This window comes from Bradyrhizobium sp. AUGA SZCCT0177 (assembly GCF_018130125.1).
Taxonomy (GTDB): domain Bacteria; phylum Pseudomonadota; class Alphaproteobacteria; order Rhizobiales; family Xanthobacteraceae; genus Bradyrhizobium.
This window is the reverse complement of the sequence record NZ_JAFCMA010000001.1, coordinates 20,983-42,539: the sequence shown is the minus strand read 5'-3', so window position 1 is coordinate 42,539 and position 21,557 is coordinate 20,983. Positions and strand designations below refer to the sequence as shown.

Sequence of the window (21,557 nt, the reverse complement as noted above, 5' to 3'; positions counted from 1 at the left end):
GACGCAACCATGAGCGTCTCCGAACCGTTCATCCGCCGGCCGATCGCGACCTCGTTGCTCGGGATCGCGCTGTTGATCGGCGGCGCGCTCGGCTATTGGGCGTTGCCGGTGTCGGCGCTGCCGCAGGTTGATTTCCCGACCGTGCAGGTCACGACGCAACTGCCGGGCGCCAGCCCGGACGTGGTGGCGTCGCTGATCACGGCGCCGCTGGAGCGTCAGCTCGGCCAGATCCCGTCGCTGTCGTCGATGCAATCGACCAGTTCGTTCGGCGTCAGCCAGATATCGCTGCAGTTCGATCTCAACCGTGACATCGACGGCGCCACCCAGGACGTGCAGGCCGCGATCAATGCGGCGGCCGGTATCCTGCCCAAAAACCTGCCGTACCCACCGACCTATGCCAAGGTCAACCCGGCCGATGCGCCCGTCATGACGCTGGCGCTGACGTCGGACACCATTTCGCTGCGCGCGATGAGCGATATCGCCGACACGATTTTGGGCCAGCGGCTCAGCCAGATTTCCGGCGTCGGCCGCGTCGCGGTGCTGGGCGGGCTGAAGCCTGCGGTGCGGGTGCAGGCCGACCTTGCGCGGCTGGCCGCCTACGGCATTTCGATGGAGGACCTGCGCGCCGCCATTGCCGGGGCCAACGTCTCGGGCCCGAAGGGATCGCTCGACGGCGCGCAGCAATCCTACACCATCGCCGCCAACGACCAGATCGCGGCCGCGGAGGCCTACAAGCCGATCATCATCGCCTATCGAAACGGAGCGCCGGTCACGATCGGCGACGTCGCCATCATCATCGACGGGCTGGAGAACGACCGTACCGGCGGCTGGTATCAGGGCACGCCGGCCGTCATCATCGACATCCAGCGGCAGCCCGGCGCCAATGTGATCGAGGTGGTGCGCCAGATCCGCGAGGAAATTCCGAAGGTGCAGCGCGCGATCCCGGCGGGCGTCAAGCTGACCATCGTCAGCGACCGCACCGTCACCATCCGCGCCTCCGTCCATGACGTGCAGTTCACGCTGATCCTTTCAGTGGTGCTGGTGACGCTGGTCGTGCTGCTGTTCCTGCGCTCGCTGCGTGCCACGCTGATTGCGGGAGTGGCGCTGCCGTTGTCGCTGATCACGAGCTTCGGGATCATGTATTTCGCGGGCTTCAGCCTCGACAATCTGTCGCTGATGGCGCTCACGATCGGCACCGGCTTCGTGGTCGACGACGCCATCGTGATGATCGAGAACATCGTCCGCCACATGGAAGACGGCGAGTCGGTCATGGAGGCCTCGCTGAAGGGCGCCAGCGAGATCGGCTTCACCGTGATTTCGCTGACGGTGTCGCTGATCGCGGTGTTCATCCCGCTATTGTTCATGTCCGGCCTGGTCGGCCGCATGTTCCGCGAATTCGCGTTGACGCTGACGATCGCGGTGGTGACGTCGGCGGTCGTCTCATTGACGCTGACGCCGATGATGTGCTCGCGGCTGCTCAAGAACGTTCATGAGGAATTTGCCGTTCCGGGGCTCGCCGCCGTCAGCCGCTTCATCGATCGCACGGTCGAACTCTACCACCGCACGCTGCTGTGGGTGCTGCAGCGCCAGCGCGCCACGCTCGCCGTGACGTTCCTCACCATCGTCGCGACCCTGGTCATGTACGTGGTCGCGCCGAAGGGGTTTCTGCCGCTGCAGGATACGGCTTCGATCACGGCGGTGACCGAGGCCGGGCCCGACGTTTCCTTTGCCGAGATGCAAAGCCGGCAGATGGCGGCGGCCGCCGCGATCCAGGCCGATCCGGACGTGGTCGGCGTGGTCTCCGTGATCGGCGCAGGCTCGGTCAATCCGACCACCAATGTCGGCCGGCTGGTGATGACGTTGCGTCCGCGCGGCGAGCGGCACGACGACATCATGGTCGTGGTCAACCGGCTGAAGCAGCGCACGGCCTCGATCCCCGGCATGACCATCTATTTCCAGCCGGTGCAGGATGTGCAGATCTCGACCCAGTCGAGCCGCTCGCAATACCAGTACACGCTGACCGGCACCGATTCCGCCGAAGTGACCAAATGGGCCAACAGGCTCGTCGCCGAAATGCGGCGGGATCCGCTGTTCCGCGATGTCTCGTCGGAAGCGCAGGAGGGCGGCTTGCGCGCCGCGCTCGACATCGACCGCCAGCGCGCCGGCCAGCTCGGCGTCAGCCTGCAGGTCGTGACCGATACGCTGAACGACGCCTTTGCGCAGCGGCAGATATCGACCATCTACGGCCAGGCCAACCAGTACCGCGTGGTGCTGGAAGCCATGCCGATGTATCAGCGCGATCCTTCGATCCTCTCGAAACTCTACGTGCCGGGTGTGGCGGCAACGCCGGGAAGCCCGGCCGGTCAGGTGCCGATCTCGGCGATCGCGACGCTGACGCGTACCACAGCGCCGCTGGCGATTTCGCATCACGCGCAGTTCCCCGCCATCTCGCTCAGTTTCAACCTGGCGCCGGGCGAAGCGCTCGGCGACGCCGTCGAGGCGGTCAAGTCGATCGAAACCCGCATCGGCATGCCCGGCAGCATCGTCGGCGTCTATGCCGGCGACGCGGCCGAGTTCGCCAAATCGCTGGCCGGGCAGCCATGGCTGATCCTGGCTGCGCTGGTCACCATCTACATCGTGCTCGGCGTGCTCTATGAGAGCTACATCCACCCGATCACCATTCTCTCGACGCTGCCGTCGGCCGGCATCGGCGCCATTCTGGCGCTGATGCTGTGCGGCCAGGACATGTCGGTGATCGGCCTGATCGGCATCATTCTCCTGATGGGCATCGTCAAGAAGAACGCGATCATGATGATCGACTTTGCCCTTGAGGCGGAGCGTCACAAGGGCATGTCTGCGAACGAAGCGATCGTGCAGGCCTGCCTGTTGCGCTTCCGCCCGATCATGATGACGACGCTGGCTGCCCTGTTCGGCGCGCTGCCGCTGGCGCTCGAAAGCGGCACCGGCGCGGAATTGCGTTTCCCGCTCGGCGTCTCGATCATCGGCGGGTTGCTGCTGAGCCAGTTGCTGACGCTCTACACCACGCCCGTGATCTATCTGGCGCTCGACCGGCTCAACCGCAAAATGGACAAGGCGGTGCCGAAGCCGGGGCCTGCCGGGCCGCCGGTCGCCGGTGCTACCGAGGGGATGCAGTAATGGCATCGATCTCGATCTCGGAGCCCTTCATCCGCAGGCCGGTAGGCACCACGCTGCTGGCGATCGGGCTCTTTCTGGTCGGGGTCGTCGCCTATGTGTTTCTGCCGGTGTCGGCGGTTCCCAACGTCGATTTTCCGTCGATCCGGGTTTCCGCCACACGCCCGGGCGCCGACCCTTCGATCATGGCGTCGACGGTTGCGGCCCCGTTGGAGCGGCGGCTCGGGCAAATCTCGGGCATCGACCAGATCACCTCGACCAGCTCGCTCGGCACCACCAGCATCCAGTTGCAGTTCGCGATCGGCCGCAACATCGACCGCGCCGCGCGTGACGTGCAGGCGGCGATCAACGCTTCGCTGGCGGATCTGCCGAGCGACCTGCCGTCACTGCCGCGGTTCCGCAAGGCCAATCCGTCGGCGGCGCCCGTGTTCGTGCTGGCGCTGACCTCGAAGACGCTGACGACGAGCGCGATGTACGACGTCGCCGACACCGTGATCGCGCAGCGCATCTCGCAGGTCCCGGGGGTGGGCGAAGTCACCGTCAGCGGCGCGGATCAGCCCGCGGTACGGATCGCGCTCAACCCGGTCGCGCTGTCCAATGCGGGCATCGCCACCGACGACGTGCGGCTGGCGATCGTCAATTCCAACCCGCTCGGCCCGGTCGGGATCTTCAACGGCGGCCGCCAGAGCGAGACGATCTCGACCAACAAGCAGATGCGCACGGCGGCCGAATTCCGCGACATCATCATCAAGAGCTCGGGGGGCAATTTCGTCCGCCTCTCCGACGTGGCCGAGGTGGAAGACTCCGTCCGCAACAGCCGCTCGATCGCCTGGTTCAACAAGCAGCCGGCGGTGCTGATCCAGATCACCAAGCAGGGCGACGCCAACGTCATCGATACCGTCGACCGGGTGAGGGCGCTGCTGCCGGAATTGCAGCAATGGCTGCCCGGCGGTGTGGAGATTTCGACGCTGGTCGACCGCACCGGCACCATCCGAGCCAGCGTGCTCGACATGCAATTTACGCTGCTGGCGACCGCGTTCCTGGTCATGGTGGTGGTGTTCGCCTTCTTGCGGCGGTTGACACCGACGATCGCCGCCGGCGTCTCGGTGCCGCTCGCGCTGGCCGGTACCTGCGCCGGGATGTGGCTTGCCGGTTTCTCGATCGACAATCTGTCGCTGATGGCGCTGGCGATTTCGGTCGGCTTCGTGGTCGACGACGCCATCGTGATGATCGAGAACATGTACCGCAATCTCGAGCAGGGCATGGCGCCGCTCGCCGCGGCACTGGAAGGCGCCAAGCAGATCGGCTTTACCGTGCTGTCGATCAGCCTGTCGCTGATCGCGGCCTTTACGCCGCTGATCTTCATGGACGGGATCGTCGGGCGGCTGCTGCGCGAATTCTCGTTGACGCTGACCTTTGCCATCGTGGTGTCGACCGTGGTCTCGCTCACGGTCACCCCGATGATCTGCGCGCATTTCATCAAGGAGGCGACTTCCGATCGTGCCACCTGGTTCGACCGGCTGGTCGAGGGCACGCTGTCGCGCACCGTGTCGTTCTACACCTGGACGCTGCGGCGGGTGCTGGAGTTTCCGTATCTTACCCTGGTCGTGTTCTTTGCCACCATCGCATTGACGGTGACGCTCTACATCAAGACGCCGAAGGGCTATTTCCCGACCGATGACAGCGGCTTCATCATCGGATCGACCCGTGCTTCCCCCGACATCTCGTTTCAGGCGATGCTCGGCCTGCAACAGCAATTGGCCGATATCGTCATGGCCGACCCTGCGGTCGCCGGTATCGGCTCCTCGCTTGGCAGCGGCGGCGGTCCCGGTGGCGGCGGCTCCAACCGCGGCACCATGTTCATCAGCCTGAAGCCACCGGAGGAGCGGGCGGGGCAGTCGACTGCCGATGTGATCGATCGCCTGCGCCGGGCGCTCTACCGCGTCGCCGGCATCCGCCTGTTCATGTTTGCCGCCCAGGATATAAGGACCGGCGGACGGCAGAGCGATTCCGACTATCAGTACACGCTGTCGAGCACCGACCTCGATCTGCTGCAGAAGTGGGCCCCCATCGTCGGCAAGCGCATGGAGACCGTCGAGGGCATTACCGACGTGTCCTCTGACCGCGATCCCGGCGGGCTGCAATTGTCATTGGTGATCGACCGCAAGACGGCGTCGAGCTTGGGTGTTCGCGTCCAGGACATCGACAACGCCTTGAACAACGCGTTCGCGCAGCGGCAGATTTCGATCATCTACACCCAGCGCAACCAGTACATGGTGGTGCTGGAGATCGACCCGAAGTTCCAGGCGGATCCGTCGAACCTCGAACGTATCTTCGTCGCCGGCGCCAACGACGCGCAGGTGCCGCTATCGGCCGTCGTGCGCTATCAGCGCGGCCTGTCGCCGCTGGCGGTCTATCACTCGCAGTCGTTCCCCTCGACGACGGTGTCGTTCAACCTGCTGCCCAACGTGCCGCTCGAGGTCGCGACCACCAACATCCAGCGCGCGGTCGACGAGCTGCATATGCCGGAGGGCATCCGCGGCAGTTTCGACGGCAATGCCGGCGACTTCAACAAGACCAGCGGCCGGCAGCCGCTGCTGATCCTCGGCGCGCTGGTGGCGATGTATATCGTGCTCGGCGTGCTCTATGAGAGCCTTGCGCATCCCCTGACCATCATCTCGACGCTGCCTTCGGCGGGGCTCGGCGCGCTGCTCGCACTGCAGGTGACCAACACGCCGCTGACCGTGATCGCCTTTGTCGGCATCATTCTGCTGATCGGGATCGTCAAGAAGAACGGCATCATGATGGTGGATTTCGCGCTCGACGCCGAGCGTCACCGTGGCCTGTCGTCGGCGGACGCGATCTTCGAGGCCTGCACCGCCCGGTTCCGGCCGATCCTGATGACGACGCTGGCAGCGCTGTTCGCGGGCATTCCCCTTGTCATCGCGACCGGCCCGGGCACCGAGCTGCGCCGGCCGCTCGGAATTACCATCATCGGGGGATTGTTCGTGTCCCAGATCCTCACTTTGTACACGACACCCGTGATCTACCTTCTGATCGACAGGTTGCGGCGGCGGTGGTCCGAACCGGCCGCAATCCAGGCGCCGGCGGAATAATCGCCGGATCGGCCCTGAATTGTTGATGGGGTGGGCGGCGCAGCGTATAGCGGGCGGATGTCAAAACAATCCGAAGCCAAAGCCACACCTGACGCAGAAGAGGTGCCGGAGTGCGCCGATTGCGGCAAACCGCTGCCGTTGTGCATCTGTGACAGCATCACGCCGATCGAGAACAAGGTTTCGCTCCTGATCCTGCAGCATCCGCAGGAGCAGGACCGGACGCTGGGTACGGCGCGCCTGACGGCGCTCCATTTTGGCGACGCCGTGCTCAAGATCGGATTGTCCTGGCCGAGCCTCTCCAAGGCGCTGGGGCGGCCGGTGGACGATCCCTCGCGCTGGGCGGTGCTGTATCTTGGTTCCGCCAAGGTCAGCGAGCTCGAGACCGAGAACGAAATCGTCGCGATCAACCGCAAGGGCGAGATCGAACCGCATCAGCGCGCCATCCTCAGTGATATCGAGGGCATCGTGCTGCTCGACGGCACCTGGAGCCAGGCCAAGGCGCTGTGGTGGCGCAATGCCTGGATGCTGAAATGCCAACGGGTGATTCTTGGGCCCAAGCGCGCCTCGCGCTATGGCAAGCTCCGCAAGGAGCCGCGTGCCGACGGGCTCTCCACGATCGAGGCCGCGGCGATGCTGCTGGCGGGGTTGGAGAAGCGGCCCGATATCGCCGAGACGCTCAACGGCAGCTTCGAGCGGCTGCTGACGCGATATCGCGAGGTTCAGACCACCATGCCGGAACTCGCACCCAAGCCGAAGAAGCGCGATTATCGCCGCCGCAAGGGGGTTAAAGCCCGCGCCAAATAATGCTGGCGAAGGTTGCGAGCGATCAGTAGAACCGCCGGGTTGTCTGTCGTCAAAGCCGAAAACATCAGCAGAAAGTACCGATGCAATCGCTTGAGTCGCAACATGACGAGGTTGTCGTCGGGCCAAGCGACCGCAATTTCGGGTTCACGATGGCCGCGTTTTTTTCGCTGATCGGCGGGTACGGTCTCTACCAGGGTTCGTCTCATGCGCCGTTCTGGCTGGGCGCCGCCGCGGTGCTCGCAGGCCTGACCCTGTGGCGCCCGCAGACCCTGAACCCCGCCAACCGGGCATGGCTGAAGCTCGGGCTTCTGATGTATCGCGTGGTCAACCCCGTCATCATGGCCTTGCTTTTCTTTGGCACGATCCTGCCGATTGGGCTGGCCATGCGCCTTTTCGGCAAGGATTTCCTCAATCTCGCCAGGGATCGTTCATCCCCGACCTATTGGCTGCCGCGCTCCGATCCGAGACCACCATCGCAATCCATGCGGCAGCAGTTCTAAGGTCCGCCTGATGTCGTGCCTGCACGAGCCATTTGCCTCTCCGGGATCGCTTTTTGGTTCGCGTGATGCCCGTATGGAAGGATTGCCGGCCGTGAACAACGGCTCAGCGCTGACGCCGTTCGTCTGTACCCTGTCTTGAGTGGCGACGTGCGCATCCTCGGCATCTCCGCATTCTACCACGACAGCGCCGCAGCCTTGCTGGTGGACGGCAAGATCGTCGCCGCTGCGCAGGAAGAGCGCTTCACGCGCAGGAAGCACGATCCGAATTTTCCGGCCGCCGCGATCCGTTATTGCCTGTCGGCAGCGGGCATCAGCGCAAGCGAACTCGACCACGTCGTGTTCTACGAAAAACCGTTCCTCAAATTCGAACGCCTGCTCGAGACCTACCTTGCATTCGCACCGCGCGGCTTTCAGTCGTTCCGGATGGCCATACCGGTCTGGCTAAAGGAGAAGCTGTTCCAGAAACGCCTGCTCCGCGACCATCTCCTGGAGATCGACGGCAGCGTCGATTGGGAAGCGAAACTGCTGTTCGCCGATCATCACCAGAGCCACGCGGCCTCGGCGTTCTTTGCCTCGCCGTTTGCCGAGTCCGCGATCCTGACGCTGGACGGCGTCGGCGAATGGACGACGACGTCGGCCGGCTACGGCAGGGACAATACGCTCGACCTGACGCGCGAGATCAATTTCCCGCACTCGGTGGGGCTGCTTTATTCGGCCTTCACCTATTACACCGGCTTCAAGGTCAATTCCGGCGAGTACAAGGTGATGGGCCTCGCGCCCTACGGTGAGCCGAAATATACCAAACTGATCCTCGACCATCTCGTCGACCTCAAGGACGACGGCAGCTTCCGGCTCGACCTGCAATATTTCGATTATTGCACCGGCCTGACCATGACCAACGGGCGGTTCGACAAGCTGTTCGGCGGCAAACCGCGCGAGCCGTCCGAGCGCCTGGACCAGCGCCACATGGATCTGGCCGCTTCGGTGCAGCAGGTGACGGAAGAAATCGTGCTGCGGCTGACCCGCAGTCTGGCGCGCGAGGGGCAATCGGAGAATCTGTGTCTGGCCGGCGGCGTGGCGCTGAACTGCGTCGCCAACGGAAAAATCCTGCGTGAGCGCACCTTCAAGAACATATGGGTGCAGCCTGCCGCGGGCGACGCCGGAGGCGCGGTCGGCGCGGCGCTGGCGGCGTATTATCAGTTTGCCGGCAAGGCGCGGGTGGCGCCCGCCGGCGATGCCATGGCGGGCGGCTATCTCGGGCCGTCATTCGCGCAAGCCGAGATCGAGCAGCGCCTGGCGCAGGCGGGGGCGGTGTTCACTGCGCTCACCGATGACGCGCTGATCGAAAGCACCGTCAAAGCGCTGGTTGCGGAGAAAGCAGTCGGCTGGTTCCAGGGACGGATGGAATTCGGCCCGCGCGCGCTTGGGGCGCGGTCGATCCTCGGCGATCCCCGCTCACCGAGGATGCAAAGCTCGCTCAACCTGCGGGTCAAGTTCCGCGAAAGTTTTCGTCCCTTCGCACCGGCCGTGCTGCGCGAGGATGTCGCCGAATGGTTCGAACTCGACGGCGACAGTCCGTACATGCAGATCGTCGCCGATGTGCTGAAGAAGCACCGCCGGCCCGCCAATCCCGGCGATGAAAAGCTGTTCGGTATCGAACGGCTCAATATCCCGCGCTCGGACATCCCGGCCGTGACCCATGTGGATTATTCGGCGCGGATACAGACCGTGCATGCCGACACCAATGCGCGCTTTCATGCGCTGCTGACGGCCTTCAAGGCGGAAACCGGGTGCCCGGTGCTGGTCAACACCAGCTTCAATGTCCGCGGCGAGCCGATCGTGTGCACGCCGGAAGACGCCTTCCGCTGCTTCATGGGCAGCGATATCGAAGTGCTGGTGGTCGGCAATTGCTTTCTGCTCAAGGAAGACCAGCCGACGTCGCTGAAGCTCGACTACAAGAACGCGTTCGAGCTCGACTGATCGCACGGCGAGGCGGATCGCGGGTTTCAGAAATCCACGGATTTGGAGTTTCAGAACTTTGTCGATGGGGAAACGAGGAAGGTTGCCTAACCCATTGGCGGGCTGTATTGATCCGCCCCGATGGGGCCACGTGGCGGAGTGGTTACGCAACGGTCTGCAAAACCGTGTACACCAGTTCAATTCTGGTCGTGGCCTCCATCCATATAATCAATAACTTAGATCGATTATATGAGAGGCCGGACGAACTTCAGGCCGTCGTCAGGCTCAGGCGCTTAGCAGGAGGCGTACCAGCCTTCAGGAAACGGAACCAGCGGCCAGGGGGCGCGGTTGTCGTTGGCGGGGCGCGGCGTCCGGCGAAAGGGCAGGGTCTGGGCCACAAAATCATCCTCCGGTATGGGCGCAATGGCCGTTTTCACGGCGTCCAGCAATAGGTCGAACTCAACTTCGCTCATCGCGCTCTCCGGGGTTCCAGAGCGCACGTTCTCAAAACCGGTTTGTTTCCAGATTGAACGGATCGATCCAATTTTATCGATCGGCCAATCGCGGCAAACGTAGTTACTAAATGGTTGATTCCCCGAGGGGCACGGTAGACCCGAACGCTCAGTATAAAGTGTGAGAAAAATCACATTCCACGAAAATTATTCCGCGTATTCGGTCGGATGACGTCCGTGCTGTCAAGCCGGGCCCGACCAGGGAGATGCGGACATGAAGACGCACGTGGCGCGAGTTGGAGCGGTACGCAGCCGGGTCCGCCGCGCTTCGATGGTCGGTCTGCTCCTCGCGCTGTTCGCAGCAGGGTCGGCTAACGCCCAACAGGGCACGCCTGAGCAACGCCGGGCCTGCACGCCCGACGTCTACCGCCTGTGCGCCGGCGAAATCCCCAACGCGCGCGCCATCACCACCTGCCTGCGTCGGCAGAAGGCAAGCCTGAGCCCGGCCTGTGCGGCGGTGTTCGAGCAGTAGCCAGCTGCTGCACCGGCCCCCAGGGCGCGACGTCCGTTCCCTTTACGAAGCGGGATCATTTCCTTAGATGCGATGAAAACTTCGCATTCAGGGAGCGATGCCGTCCATGAAAGCCACTGGATTGAAGGGCCCGCTTGCGGGCAAGGTCGCGCTGGTCGCAGGCGCCACCCGCGGCGCCGGCCGCGGCATTGCCGTTCAATTGGGAGCGGCGGGAGCGACGGTCTACGTGACCGGGCGCACGACGCGACAGCAGCAATCGGAAATGAACCGGCCGGAGACGATCGAGGAAACCGCCGATCTGGTGAATGCGGCCGGTGGCCACGGCATCGCGGTTCAGGTCGATCATCTCGAACCCACGCAGGTACAGGGCCTGGTCGATCGCATCGCATTCGAGCAGGGCGCCCTGCATATCCTGGTGAACGACATCTGGGGCGCCACCCGGATGGAGTGGAACAAGCCGGTCTGGGAATCCTCTCTCGACTATGGCCTGCGTACACTCCGCCTCGCCATCGATACCCACGCCATCACCAGCCATTTCGCCGCCCCCTTGCTGATCAAGACGCGCGGCGGATTGGTGGTCGAGATGACCGACGGTACCGACACCTACAACGCCACGAATTACCGGGTTTCGTTCTTCTACGATCTGGCCAAGGCGGCGGTGAACCGCATGGCCTTCGCTTTAGCCCATGAACTGGCGCCGCACGGTGGAACGGCTGTTGCGCTGACGCCTGGCTGGCTGCGCTCGGAAGCCATGCTCGATGCCTACCGCGTCACTGAAGCGAACTGGCGCGATGCCACCAAGGTCCAGCCGCACTTTGCGATATCGGAGAGCCCGGCCTTCGTGGGCCGCGCCGTCGTCGCACTTGCCGGCGATCCCGACGTTGCACGCTGGAACGGAAAGTCGCTGTCGAGCGGCGAGCTGGCAACAATCTACGGATTTACCGATCTCGACGGCAGCCGGCCCGATGCGTGGCGATACGTCGTCGAGGTCCAGGACGCCGGCCGGCCTGCCGACGTGACCGGCTATCGCTGACTTGCTATTGCTGACTTTCTATTGCCGACTTGGGCGCGATCGGCACTCATATCTCCAGCGGCGCCAGATTCTTCGGCAGCATCCGCTTGAACAGCGTCAGCATGCGCGTGGCTTGCTTCGGCTCCAGCGCGATCGCGTGGCGCACGGTGGCTGCGATCAGCGTCATGACCAGCTGCGAGAACGACGCCAGCGCAGGAGAGGGCGCGTCCGGCGCGATCCGCCGCAGCGCCTCGTCGAGCAGACCGGCGAGATAAGCGCCGTCTTCCTCGTCGAGTTTTTGCAGCGCCCGGTCGGCCTGGGTGGCTTGCCAGATGTCGCGCATCACGGGTTCGTCGATGAACATCCGGTAGTAGCTGTCGACAATACGACAGAGCGCCGGATGCAGGTCCCGGGCGCTCTTGATTGACGCCAGCCATTGTTTTTTCTAACTAAATTTGGGTTCGTTCTGCCAAATAGCGGCCGGCGAACGTCCAACTTTCAGCCTCCATACAATCTAAGGTTGCCAGAGATGAACGCAATCAACGCCGTGATCGTGCAGTGCTGTTCATGCCGCTATTTCTTGCGACCACGCTTGCGAGCTTGCTTTTGGCGGTCGCGCAGGCCTGCTTCGCTGAGGCGAGCCGGGCGCCGCCGCGATGCTGGCTGGCGAATCGGCAACAAGAGTCCGGTTTGGCTTATGGCTTTCGCAGGCACAAACCAACGGTCGGGGCCGTCCCGCATTTGGCGCCGTCAGCCGCACCGCCACCCGGGCAGAACACCGACACCAAAACTTCCGTCGATTCGCAGCTTACCGATCCGTCGGCCTGAACGGCTCGAACGCTGACGGCGCCGGCGTCGCCCTTTGGACCCGTGTCACCCTTGTCACCTTTGGGGCCCGGCTCACCCTTGGGGCCGAGCTCACCCTTTGGACCCGCCTCGCCCTTGGGACCCGGCGCGCCCTGGGGGCCTTGGGGTCCTTGTGCGCCGGGCTGGCCCTGCGCTCCCGCGATACCCTGCACGCCTTGAGCCCCTTGAGGCCCGGCCGGCCCCTGCGGACCTGCATCGCCCTTGGGCCCAGGATCCTTGCCGCATGCGCCAAGTGCCAGAGCCAAACCGATCGCGAGTATCGGGAAAATCCTCATGCGACGCCCCCTGTCATTTCTGCCGTCAATGGCGGTTGCCAACAATATGCCTCCAACCATGTCGCAACTCCAGAGAGTTGACGACCGTCCAAAGGTCCCCGCAAAGCACTGATGACGCGTGTCGCCCTATCTCACCGCCATCGCCCAGATGAACAGCGCACAGGCCGCGGTGGATGCAATCGTCCGCACATGATTCCACAGCTCCAGTCGGTCAGATAGCGCGCCCATAGCGGTGCGGCCTCGGCACTTGCGGGGTCGACGGCGGCCAGCGCGTTGTTCAAGGGTACGTTGAAGACGGCTGTGCACGAACATGCTCGCGCTCGCCGGTTCACGCCGGCGGGTTTCGAACTGGTAGATCTCGGTGAGGCCATCTCAGCCCCTACCAATCGCTCATGCTTGGGGGTTCAAACTCGTCCTCTCTCCTCATGCGGCTACGTCGCTCGGTGTTTCCCTGAGCAACCGGCTGTAGGACCCGCAGCGAGAGCCGCATTGTCTGGCCGCGCGAGAAAAAGCGCTGCGCCGGGACCGTTTTTGGCCTTGCTTGGTGAACCATTCAAAATCAAGGTTCGCGCATTCCCTCGAGGCCAACTGGCAGTACCCGGGCGAACAAATAGGTCAGCAAGGTCCGTTTGCCCGCCTTGACGTCGGCAGTAACGGTCATGCCCGGCTTGAGCTGGAAGCCGCCAGGCACGCCGTGCATCTTGAGCTCATCAATGGCCGCGCGGGCTTTGTAGAAGACCGCAGAGCTATCACCTTGGGTGACGACGGTTCCACGCTGCGTATCTTGCCCGCCGCCGAAGCTATCGGGGCTGATAAAGCGGACTGTCCCCTCGGCCATGCCGTATTGGACGAACGGGAAAGTGTCGAATTTGATCGCGACCTTCTGTCCGGCGTGGACGTAGCCGGCGTCGGCGCTGGCGATACGCATTTCCACCTCGAGCGGCGCATCGGTCGGCACGAGAGTGATCAGCTGCTCGCCGGATTGCATGACCGAGCCGACAGAGACCTTAGCCACACTGAGGACCACTGCGTCCTGGTCGGCGCGTAAGTCAACGAGTTCGCGCCGTAGCGTCGCCTTGCGCAGGCTTTCAGTTGCATCGCTAAGGCTGCGTCTGCGCAACGTAAGTTCCTCGCTGATCTTCGCCTTCCACTGCTGTTCGTAGCCGTCACGTTCGGCGAACAACTGGTCGAGGTCGCGGCGGGCGCGCTCGGCTGCGCCGGTCGCGTCCGTCAAGTTGCGTTGCATCTCGATAGCTTGGTCTTCCGCGATTAAGCGGTTCACTTGGCTGCCGACCTGCAACCGCTCGAGTTCCCGTCGCTTTGACTCAAGTACGCTCGCGATCCGGTGGCGTTGGCCAAATGCCGCGACGTCGTGCTCAGCGCGGGTTATCTGCGCTTGAAGCCCGCTGAGTTTCTGGTTGTAGCTCTCAATCTGAAACCGATACTGCGCCTGGCGCTGGCCATACATCGCAACTTGCAGGACCGTGGAGGTATCCGCGCTCGTCGGCTGGTACGGCGTCCCGGAAGCTTCCGCCGTGAGCCTGTCGACCTCTGCCTGAAAGCTTTTAACCTGTGTCTGCAGGGCGCTTACGTCGGCCGCGGAGAAGGTCGGGTCGAGGCGAGCCAGCAGCTCTCCGGCGCGCACGGTTTGGCCCTCGCGCACGTTGATCGCGCGCACAATAGCCGTCTCAAGCGGCTGCACGACATTGGTCGCCTGAAGCGACACGACACGTCCCGAGCCGGTCACGACCATATCAATAGGAAACAGCGCAGACACCGCCATCGAGGCCAGGATCGCCGAGACAACCGTCCAGAGCATGCTTCGCGCCGCGGGCTTGATCGGTGCTTCAACAAGCGCTGCCGTCGGGGACTCAAATTCGAGGAGCGACGACGGTTGCGCATCGACTTTATTACGCTCGCTGAACAATCGTTTTATGGCAGGGACTGTGGGGATAGAGGGCCAACGAATACTTCCGGCCGCAGGCTTGGCCGGAGCTTTTCGCGCGGTGCTCGAAGACTTGAACTCAAGTGGCGGCGGTACCGACGGCGTTTCCTGCTTGCGACCGAAAAACAAACTGAAGCGCTTGCGCAGAGGCGATGACGCCCGCGGCGGATCCGCAGGTTGGGTTGCGGCCGACGCTGTTTCGATGCTGGCGGGGAACATCGTCGAACGGGGGAATACTTCTACTTTCTCGCGGCGCGTGACTACAGGCTGCTCACGCTGTGGCGGTTGGACAGGCTCGCGGCTGAGTAAAGTAACTGCGGCCGATACTGGTTGCAGGGCCGGGGAGCGAGGGCCATCCGGATTCTGCCCACCAGGCCTCGCCGAGAAGGTTTCGCGGGACAGGTTCCTGCCGCTACGGTCGGCCTCTACCCTCTGGATCGCTTCCTCAAGAGCGAGATGCTCACATATCAGCTCTGTTTTCGTGAGCGGCGGATTTTGGTTGCCCGAATGCCGGATGAAGGCGGAGCGAGTGCGCTCATAGAGCTCACGCCGAGCCTCGCCGGTATTGAGCGCCAGCGTGGTGACAGCCTTATCGATGAGCGGGTAGTAATTGGTCATTCTATACCATGTTGAATTAGGCCTTCGCCGAACGCTTTTTAGTTAGCCAGTGCCTCCGCGCCGCACAGGTTCAGGCTTTGCTAGCTTGCGCCACCACACGCGAGGCTAATCCATTTCCGATCTCGCATGTAGACTTTCCTGTTGACTACGCGGCCGAGGCACTTCCTTTCAAACTGCGAGCCCCACCGCCCGGTTCTTTAGCAAGACGTGTTAACTCGAGCGCCGCTTCAGTCACCCCTTGGGCTTCAGCCGCCTCGAACCATTGCCGTGCTTCGGCAAGATCAGTCCGGCCCGCAGCGCCGCCGAGGAGATATCGGCCGAGCATCAGTTGCGCCCGTGGATGGTCGCGCTGCGCCGCATCGCGGAACCAGCGCTGCGCCAGACCAGGATCTGCTGCGATATCATGACCGCCATGGTAAAGCGCACCGAGCGCGAACATCGCCCCAACGTGGCCCTGACTAGTAGCCTTTTCAAATAGCGCGCGGGCCCCGCGATGGTCGGCTGGTCCACCTCGGCCGTTTACAAGCATCTCGCCGAGAAGAACTTGCGCATCGACGATCCCGGCGTCGGCGGCGCGGCTCAGCCACATTCGCCCTTCAACTGTGTTTTCTGAGACGCCACGGCCTTCAATCAAGATCCGACCATACCAATATTGGGCAGTCGGGACGCCTACTGCAGCGCGGCGAAGCCACAGCGCCGCCGCGGTCTCATCGCGCTCGATCCCGATTCCTTCGGCGAAGCAGACGGCGAAGTTGAAGGCGGCTATGAGATCCCCCGTCTCGGCCGCCTCTTGGAACCAATGACGCGTCTTGGCCTGATCGCCGGATTTGCCGCCGCCGCGGAGCACGAGATTGGCAAAGTCGGCTTTCGACGCCTCGTTACCGAGTTCGGCTGCACGCTCCAGCCAGAAATTTGCGAGGTCCAGATCGCGGCCGACGGCGGTGCCGATCGAGTAGAGCTGACCCAAAGTCCGCGCAGCTGGCGCGTAACCTCCTTCGGCGGCGCGCTCGAGCCATGCTACGGCTTCGACATAGTTAGGTGGCAATTCGCCTCCGCGCGCGTAGAGAAGGCCGACCCGGGCGGCTGCCTCTGCGTCGCCGGCAAGTGCGGCCCGGCGCAGCCAGGTTTCGCCTTCGACCAGGTTGCGCTCGATACCGTGACCATTGATGAGGGCCACGCCCAAACGCCTTTGCGCTAGGCACACGCCTTTGTCGGCAGCGAGACGATAAAGCTCGACGGCTCGAGTGAGTTCGCCTGCCACGCCTATGCCAAATTCCGTGAGCACAGCGATGAGATAGAGTGCCGTCGGAATGCCGGCCGCTGACGCTTTCGCGATCTGTTCAGCTGCTTCCTTTTGTGTCCGCTCGTCCTGTGCCCGGCGAAGCAGGGCGAGCCCAAGGCCAAGAGACCCTTGAGGACAGCCGGCTTCCGCCGAACGTTCGTACCAGCGCTCAGCTTCCAGCTCATCGGTTATGGTATCGGGGCCGGAAGTTAGAATATATCCCAGAAGCGCCTGGCCCTCGGCCGAGTTGCCCTCGGCGGCGCGGCGCGCCCAATTAAGTGCCGTGAAGAAATCTGGGCCGCCACTTTCATTGTCGACGGTAAAGAGAGCCGCACTCGACTGCTCAGGGATGATCACGCCTTGAACATACAGAAGCGCGAGATAAAACTGGGCGTCCGCTGAACCGGCTTCCGCAGCACGTTGGAGCCAACGTACCGCCTCTGTGGTCGCTTGTGGCACGCCGGTGCCCTCGTGATAGCATCGCCCGATTCGATACTGCGCCTCAATACAGCCGCCGCGGGCGGCGTAGGCGAGTTGATGGAAGCCTTCAGCCGCGCGGCCGGACTCGAGGAGCTCAATCCCACGCCGGGCGCGGGCCGATATTGAGACTGGCGCAATCAGACGATCAACGAAACTCATTCTATGGCCTTGCTTGCTGAATCTTTCAAAGAAGCTCGCGACGTAAACAGGTGGACCTCGACCTGAAATTCGAAGAGCTCCGCCAGTATCGGTTGCGTGGGCCCGCGCTTCCTTGGGTTTGGCAACAATCCGCGAGTGGTGACCGAGCGCCTGGCCATAATCGTCACTCTCGTGTCGTGGCGGACTTAAGCGGACGTGGGCGCCCGCCCTCCAAATGCCGGTGTTGCTGCTGCCACAGTTGTCGATAAACGGCGCAGCGTTCAAGCACTTCCTCGTGTGGCCCAATATCGACGACCTTACCCTTGTCAAGGACGAGGATCTGGTCGCAGTCGACCAGCGAGGACAACCGGTGCGAGACGATGATCATCGTCCGACCCTTGGCGATGCGTAAAAGGTTCGCGTTGACAAGGGCCTCACTCTCGGGATCGAGCGCGCTCGTCGCCTCATCCAAGATCATAAGGCGCGGATCGGAGACGAGCGCGCGCGCGATGGCAAGACGCTGGCGCTGTCCCCCCGACAGGTTGGACGAGGTTTCCTCGAGCCAAGTCTCGTACCCGCGCGGCAGCCGCTCGATAAACTCCTCGGCACCCGCAAGACGGGCCGCCTGCACAGCATGCTCAAGTGTCAACCCAGGTCGGCTGGCAATGATGTTATCGCGCACAGTGCCGCGAAACAGGAAATTGTCCTGCATCACTACGCCAAAGCTGCTGCGCAGGTGCGTTAGATTGATCTCCCGCAGATCGGTGCCGTCGATCTTAAGGTAACCGCTATACTCGCGGTTAATGCCCTGAAGGAGGCGCGCGATCGTCGATTTCCCCGAGCCGCTGCGACCGACGAGGCCGAGCATGGTTCCCGCTGGAATTTCGAACGAGATGCGGTCAAGCGCCGGCACGGTTGATCCCGGATAGGTAAAGGTGAGGTCCTGGAATGCAATCGCACCTTCAAATTTCGGCCGAAGACCGGTCCGCATCGCCGCGGCTTCTGTCGGATGGTTGAGTACATCCGCGACCTCGCTCACCGAAAGGCGAACTTCTTCGATATCCTGCATGAGCTTTGCCAGACCAATCAGCGGGCTTGCTACTCGTGCGCCGAGCATTAAGAACGCGATGAGAGCACCGCCCGTAATCGCGGTGCTCCCGGGAGGCGAAGCAATGAGGATGTAGCAGCCAACGAGCAGAACGCCTCGATTGATGAACGCCTCGATTGGGCTGACGATGGTCTGCGCGACGTTCGAGATGCGACCGGCGTCGAGACGCGCTTGGCCTGCCTCAGCCACGCGCGCGTCCCACTCCTCATTACGCACCTTTTCGATTGCGAGCGACTTGACGGTCCGCATGCCATACACCGTCTCGACCAGCACCGAATTCTTACGGTTTTCAGCTATCACGAGGCGCGCAAAAACCTGCCTTATCGCAGGTAAAAATGCGAATACCACGAGGGCAACGAGGGCAGATGCTACGAGCACCATCCAGGCGAGCGTCGCACTCATCCAGAACAGGAATGGCAGAAGAGCGATCAGGGTGAATACGTCGAGAAACGTGCTAACGAGCTTGCCGGTGAAGAAGCTGCGGATGTTGAAGATTTGGCCAACTTTGCGGGCCGTTTCGCCGGTCGGATGGCGCTCGAAAAAGTCCATTGGCAGTGCGAGCAATCGCCGGAAGACGTGCATCCCCAACCGCGCGTCAATCCGCGTCGCGGTGACTTCGATGATCTCGCGACGCGCGTAGCCAAGCAGCGTGTCGTAGGCCGTGAGGAGGATCAGTATCAGCGAGATCATGCCCAGCGTCGCCATGGCCTGATGCGTAATCACCCGATCGATGGCGACCATGATAAGGAAAGGCGGCACGATCTGCAGGACACTCAAACTAATTGAGGCGGCGGCTATCTCGCGCAGATTGCGGCGCTCTTCCAGAACGCGACCCATCATCCAAGAGAACGAGAATGGCTCCTCATCGGCAGATGTGCCTCGCTCACGCCGCAGCAGCAATACATCCCCATGCCAGACGTTTGCGAGGCGAAGCTCATCGATGGCGACGGGCTCTTCACCGGGACGGCTCGGATCCCGTAAGGATATGGTGCCAGCATTGGCGTCGCGCGAGACGAGGACGCCCGCACCACCGTCGGAAAACAAGAGCACAACTGGGGCGTCCGACTGCATGCGGATCAGGTGGCGCCATCGCAGGCGCGTCGCCTTTGCCCAAAGTCCGCCCTCGCGCGCCCAAGTGACGAGAGCGGCGGGAGAGGGTACCTCGCCGGGGGAAACGCGTAGCGCTTTGCGATCTAGTTCGACGCCGTGGTGCTGAGCAACAACGGCGAGCGCATCCACGCGCGCCTTAGCTGCGTCATGCCTGACTTGCCCGTCCGGCATTGTGGCACTGGACGTGCTCTTTGCCCCGAAGCGCGCGTCCGGATGTTGGATAGGAGGCTGAGGGTTCACGCGAAGGCCTACTCTCGATGCATCTCTCAAGTCTGGACGATACGGCAGCGCAACCGCTGCTTATCATCTGCGCGCAAGCAGCATAACCACACTACATTCAAATTCGGTCTGCGCCTACCTCATCTTCGGTTCCTTCGATAATACCGAGAGCAAGAACACCCTAGTTAGATACCTCGAGGCCGCCGCAAGGGCTTACGCAATGTCTTAAGAGGCGTCGGGCAGGCGCACCAGCCAGCGAAGACATTTCGAGGTAACTCGAAAGGGGTATGTCGTGGAACCGAATGCACCGGCGCGTTCGTCGATTGATGCGATGAGAACAGGCGAAGGCAGTTCAATCGGTCTGCATCGCTCAAAGTTCGCCAATTGAAACAGTCGAGGCAAGGAGAAAGTAAATTTTTGTTTCCGAAGCGTTACAGACAAACCAACGCGGGCAGTTGCCAGTGAGGTTGCCGTTGGCTGTTGCGGAACATGCGCGCACGTCTGTCGTGCTGGCGGCGATGTAATTGACTCTGCGCATAAGGCGAGACAAATCATTTGCGTGTGCTGAGTTTAGCAGATGAACGACGGAGGAGTTCTCCGTTGTCGCTGCTGACGGCGCTGGTACGTGTAATTTGCTCCGCAAGTCGTTAGTAGCATTGGGTGGGCGTATGTCTAAATCAGATCGAGCCGACGAGTCGGCGATTTCTTATCAGCAACAGAATGTTCTGCCGCCGCTAACGGCCGTAGGTATTGCTAAATATGGCGGCCTTCTCTCTGCCGGCGTCTCGCACGAAATTGTCGTGATCGGGTCTTTGCCACGCGGCGAGACCACCCAAACCGTCACATTCTTCATTGTCGATCGGGCTACGAAGACGATCGTCTCCCAAGTCAATCTGCCAGACGCATCGAACAGTTTTAACGCGGTGGAGATGCGGTTGAAGGTCGGACGCTACGCGAGCGCTTACGACATCGGCACCTTTGATGCGAACGGAGAGTTCAAGCTCTGCCAGTTTATTTCCGTTCGTAGCTCTCTGAATCCCTTACAGCCAGGTGGACTTAGCGGAGAGTAATCTCTCGCTAGGGCGTCTATTTGTTTGTTGATCTCCTCCACCACTCGGCCTGCCGTGAATCGTGAAGGTCAAAGTCAAGAGGACCAATTCCATGGCCCACCAATCAGAGTTTCTGTTCGTTGATCCCGCCGTTCCGGATCTAGCAACACTGCTGTCAAATCTGCGCCCCGAAGTGCGAGCTGTCGTGCTTGATCGCGGTAGACCTGCGGCACAGCAGATGGCAGAAGCCCTGAACGGTGTTGCGCGACTTGATGCGATCCACGTTGTTGCGCACGGCGCACCGGGCCAAGTGATCTTCAGTTCAGACAAATGGTCGTTGGAGACGCTGGCGCGTGATGAGGGTGAACTTGCGACGCTCGAGGGTGACGCGCACCATCTAGCCGCCATAGGCCGTGCCCTGGGCGGGCACGGCGACCTGCGGCTGTGGAGCTGCGAGACGGCATCAGGGGATACGGGCGAAGGTTTTATAGAGGCGCTGGGTGAGACTGTGGGCGCGGATGTTTGCGCATCCAGGTCGCTTGTAGGCGCAGCGGGTCTGGGCGGCGCCTGGGAGTTATCCGCTCGCGGGAGTGAGTTCTCGCCCTTGGCGCCGCTGACATCGGCGGGCGTCGCGAGTTACGCCGGTGTACTTGCATCCGGTGATCTGACGCTCAATGGCACTATAGATTCTGGTTCCAGTAATAATATTAACACTTATTACCTGATCGACACAAATGGTACGGCTGCTACCACCAATGACACAGTCGTTGGTAGCTTTCAGCTTCCTTCGGCCTCCAATGGCGCGGCTCCTAATTTTTCTATAACTGTAACAGTTCCAGATACTACTCATACTTATCTTATCTATGACTCCGGATTCCGCTTATACGGCACGCTTACTCCTGTTGTCGATGTGGACCCCGGTACTCCGGGCAACCAAG

The 21,557-nt window shown here is 62.3% G+C and carries 13 protein-coding genes, 1 tRNA gene and 2 pseudogenes; 10 read left to right on the top strand and 6 right to left on the bottom strand.

Annotated elements, in window-relative coordinates:
- The first annotated feature begins 9 nt into the window (after positions 1-9).
- The 6 genes from JQ597_RS00165 (at position 10) to JQ597_RS00140 (ending at position 9,751) form a co-directional block, all read left to right on the top strand.
- Positions 10-3,156, top strand: a complete 3,147-nt coding sequence (locus JQ597_RS00165; protein WP_212261492.1) for an efflux RND transporter permease subunit — start codon at positions 10-12, stop codon at positions 3,154-3,156.
- Positions 3,156-6,269: an efflux RND transporter permease subunit gene (locus JQ597_RS00160; protein ID WP_212261481.1), complete on the top strand. Its 3,114-nt coding sequence runs from the start codon at positions 3,156-3,158 to the stop codon at positions 6,267-6,269. Before JQ597_RS00165 ends, JQ597_RS00160 begins: the two co-directional genes overlap by 1 nt.
- A gap of 57 nt (positions 6,270-6,326) precedes the next feature.
- A complete protein-coding gene (locus JQ597_RS00155; protein ID WP_212261479.1) occupies positions 6,327-7,073 on the top strand; it encodes a tRNA-uridine aminocarboxypropyltransferase in 747 nt (248 codons plus the stop codon).
- 80 nt (positions 7,074-7,153) lie between these two features.
- The gene (locus JQ597_RS00150) at positions 7,154-7,573 is read left to right on the top strand and encodes an SxtJ family membrane protein (protein ID WP_212261476.1); all 420 of its coding nucleotides are present in this window, start codon (positions 7,154-7,156) and stop codon (positions 7,571-7,573) included.
- Positions 7,574-7,720: 147 nt separating this feature from the next.
- Positions 7,721-9,553: a carbamoyltransferase family protein gene (locus tag JQ597_RS00145; protein WP_212261473.1), complete on the top strand. Its 1,833-nt coding sequence runs from the start codon at positions 7,721-7,723 to the stop codon at positions 9,551-9,553.
- A gap of 124 nt (positions 9,554-9,677) precedes the next feature.
- A tRNA-Cys gene (locus JQ597_RS00140) sits at positions 9,678-9,751 on the top strand.
- A 74-nt stretch (positions 9,752-9,825) separates the two neighbouring features.
- Here JQ597_RS00140 and JQ597_RS00135 read toward each other — a convergent pair.
- A complete protein-coding gene (locus JQ597_RS00135) occupies positions 9,826-10,005 on the bottom strand; it encodes a hypothetical protein (protein ID WP_192735848.1) in 180 nt (59 codons plus the stop codon).
- Positions 10,006-10,258: 253 nt separating this feature from the next.
- Here JQ597_RS00135 and JQ597_RS00130 point away from each other — a divergent pair, with 253 nt between their 5' ends.
- Together JQ597_RS00130 and JQ597_RS00125 are read left to right on the top strand one after the other, a co-directional pair.
- On the top strand, positions 10,259-10,516 hold the full coding sequence (locus JQ597_RS00130) for a hypothetical protein (protein ID WP_212261470.1): 258 nt from the start codon (positions 10,259-10,261) through the stop codon (positions 10,514-10,516).
- Positions 10,517-10,622: 106 nt separating this feature from the next.
- A complete protein-coding gene (locus JQ597_RS00125; RefSeq protein WP_212261467.1) occupies positions 10,623-11,549 on the top strand; it encodes an SDR family oxidoreductase in 927 nt (308 codons plus the stop codon).
- Between the two features lie 46 nt (positions 11,550-11,595).
- Here JQ597_RS00125 and JQ597_RS00120 read toward each other — a convergent pair whose 3' ends face one another.
- The 5 genes and pseudogenes from JQ597_RS00120 to JQ597_RS00100 all read right to left on the bottom strand — a co-directional run bounded on the left by JQ597_RS00120 (position 11,596) and on the right by JQ597_RS00100 (position 19,480).
- Positions 11,596-11,934 carry a hypothetical protein gene (locus tag JQ597_RS00120; RefSeq protein ID WP_502754153.1) on the bottom strand — a complete coding sequence of 113 codons (339 nt, stop codon included), beginning with the start codon at positions 11,932-11,934 and terminating at the stop codon, positions 11,596-11,598.
- Between the two features lie 862 nt (positions 11,935-12,796).
- Positions 12,797-12,972, bottom strand: a pseudogene (locus JQ597_RS37435) (anthrone oxygenase family protein); the annotation flags it as partial.
- 257 nt (positions 12,973-13,229) lie between these two features.
- Positions 13,230-15,233 (bottom strand): HlyD family type I secretion periplasmic adaptor subunit, encoded by a 2,004-nt coding sequence (locus JQ597_RS37430; protein ID WP_249147143.1) that lies wholly within the window; start codon positions 15,231-15,233, stop codon positions 13,230-13,232.
- A gap of 145 nt (positions 15,234-15,378) precedes the next feature.
- Complete coding sequence (locus JQ597_RS00105; protein WP_212261446.1) at positions 15,379-17,154, bottom strand: tetratricopeptide repeat protein; 1,776 nt, start codon at positions 17,152-17,154, stop codon at positions 15,379-15,381.
- A gap of 163 nt (positions 17,155-17,317) precedes the next feature.
- Positions 17,318-19,480 (bottom strand): peptidase domain-containing ABC transporter, encoded by a 2,163-nt coding sequence (locus tag JQ597_RS00100; RefSeq protein ID WP_349628765.1) that lies wholly within the window; start codon positions 19,478-19,480, stop codon positions 17,318-17,320.
- 758 nt (positions 19,481-20,238) lie between these two features.
- Between JQ597_RS00100 and JQ597_RS00095 the strand changes: the two genes are divergently transcribed.
- Together JQ597_RS00095 and JQ597_RS38005 are read left to right on the top strand one after the other, a co-directional pair.
- Complete coding sequence (locus JQ597_RS00095; RefSeq protein WP_212261429.1) at positions 20,239-20,640, top strand: hypothetical protein; 402 nt, start codon at positions 20,239-20,241, stop codon at positions 20,638-20,640.
- 91 nt (positions 20,641-20,731) lie between these two features.
- A pseudogene (locus JQ597_RS38005) lies at positions 20,732-21,259 on the top strand (DUF4347 domain-containing protein); the annotation flags it as partial.
- Positions 21,260-21,557: the final 298 nt, after the last annotated feature.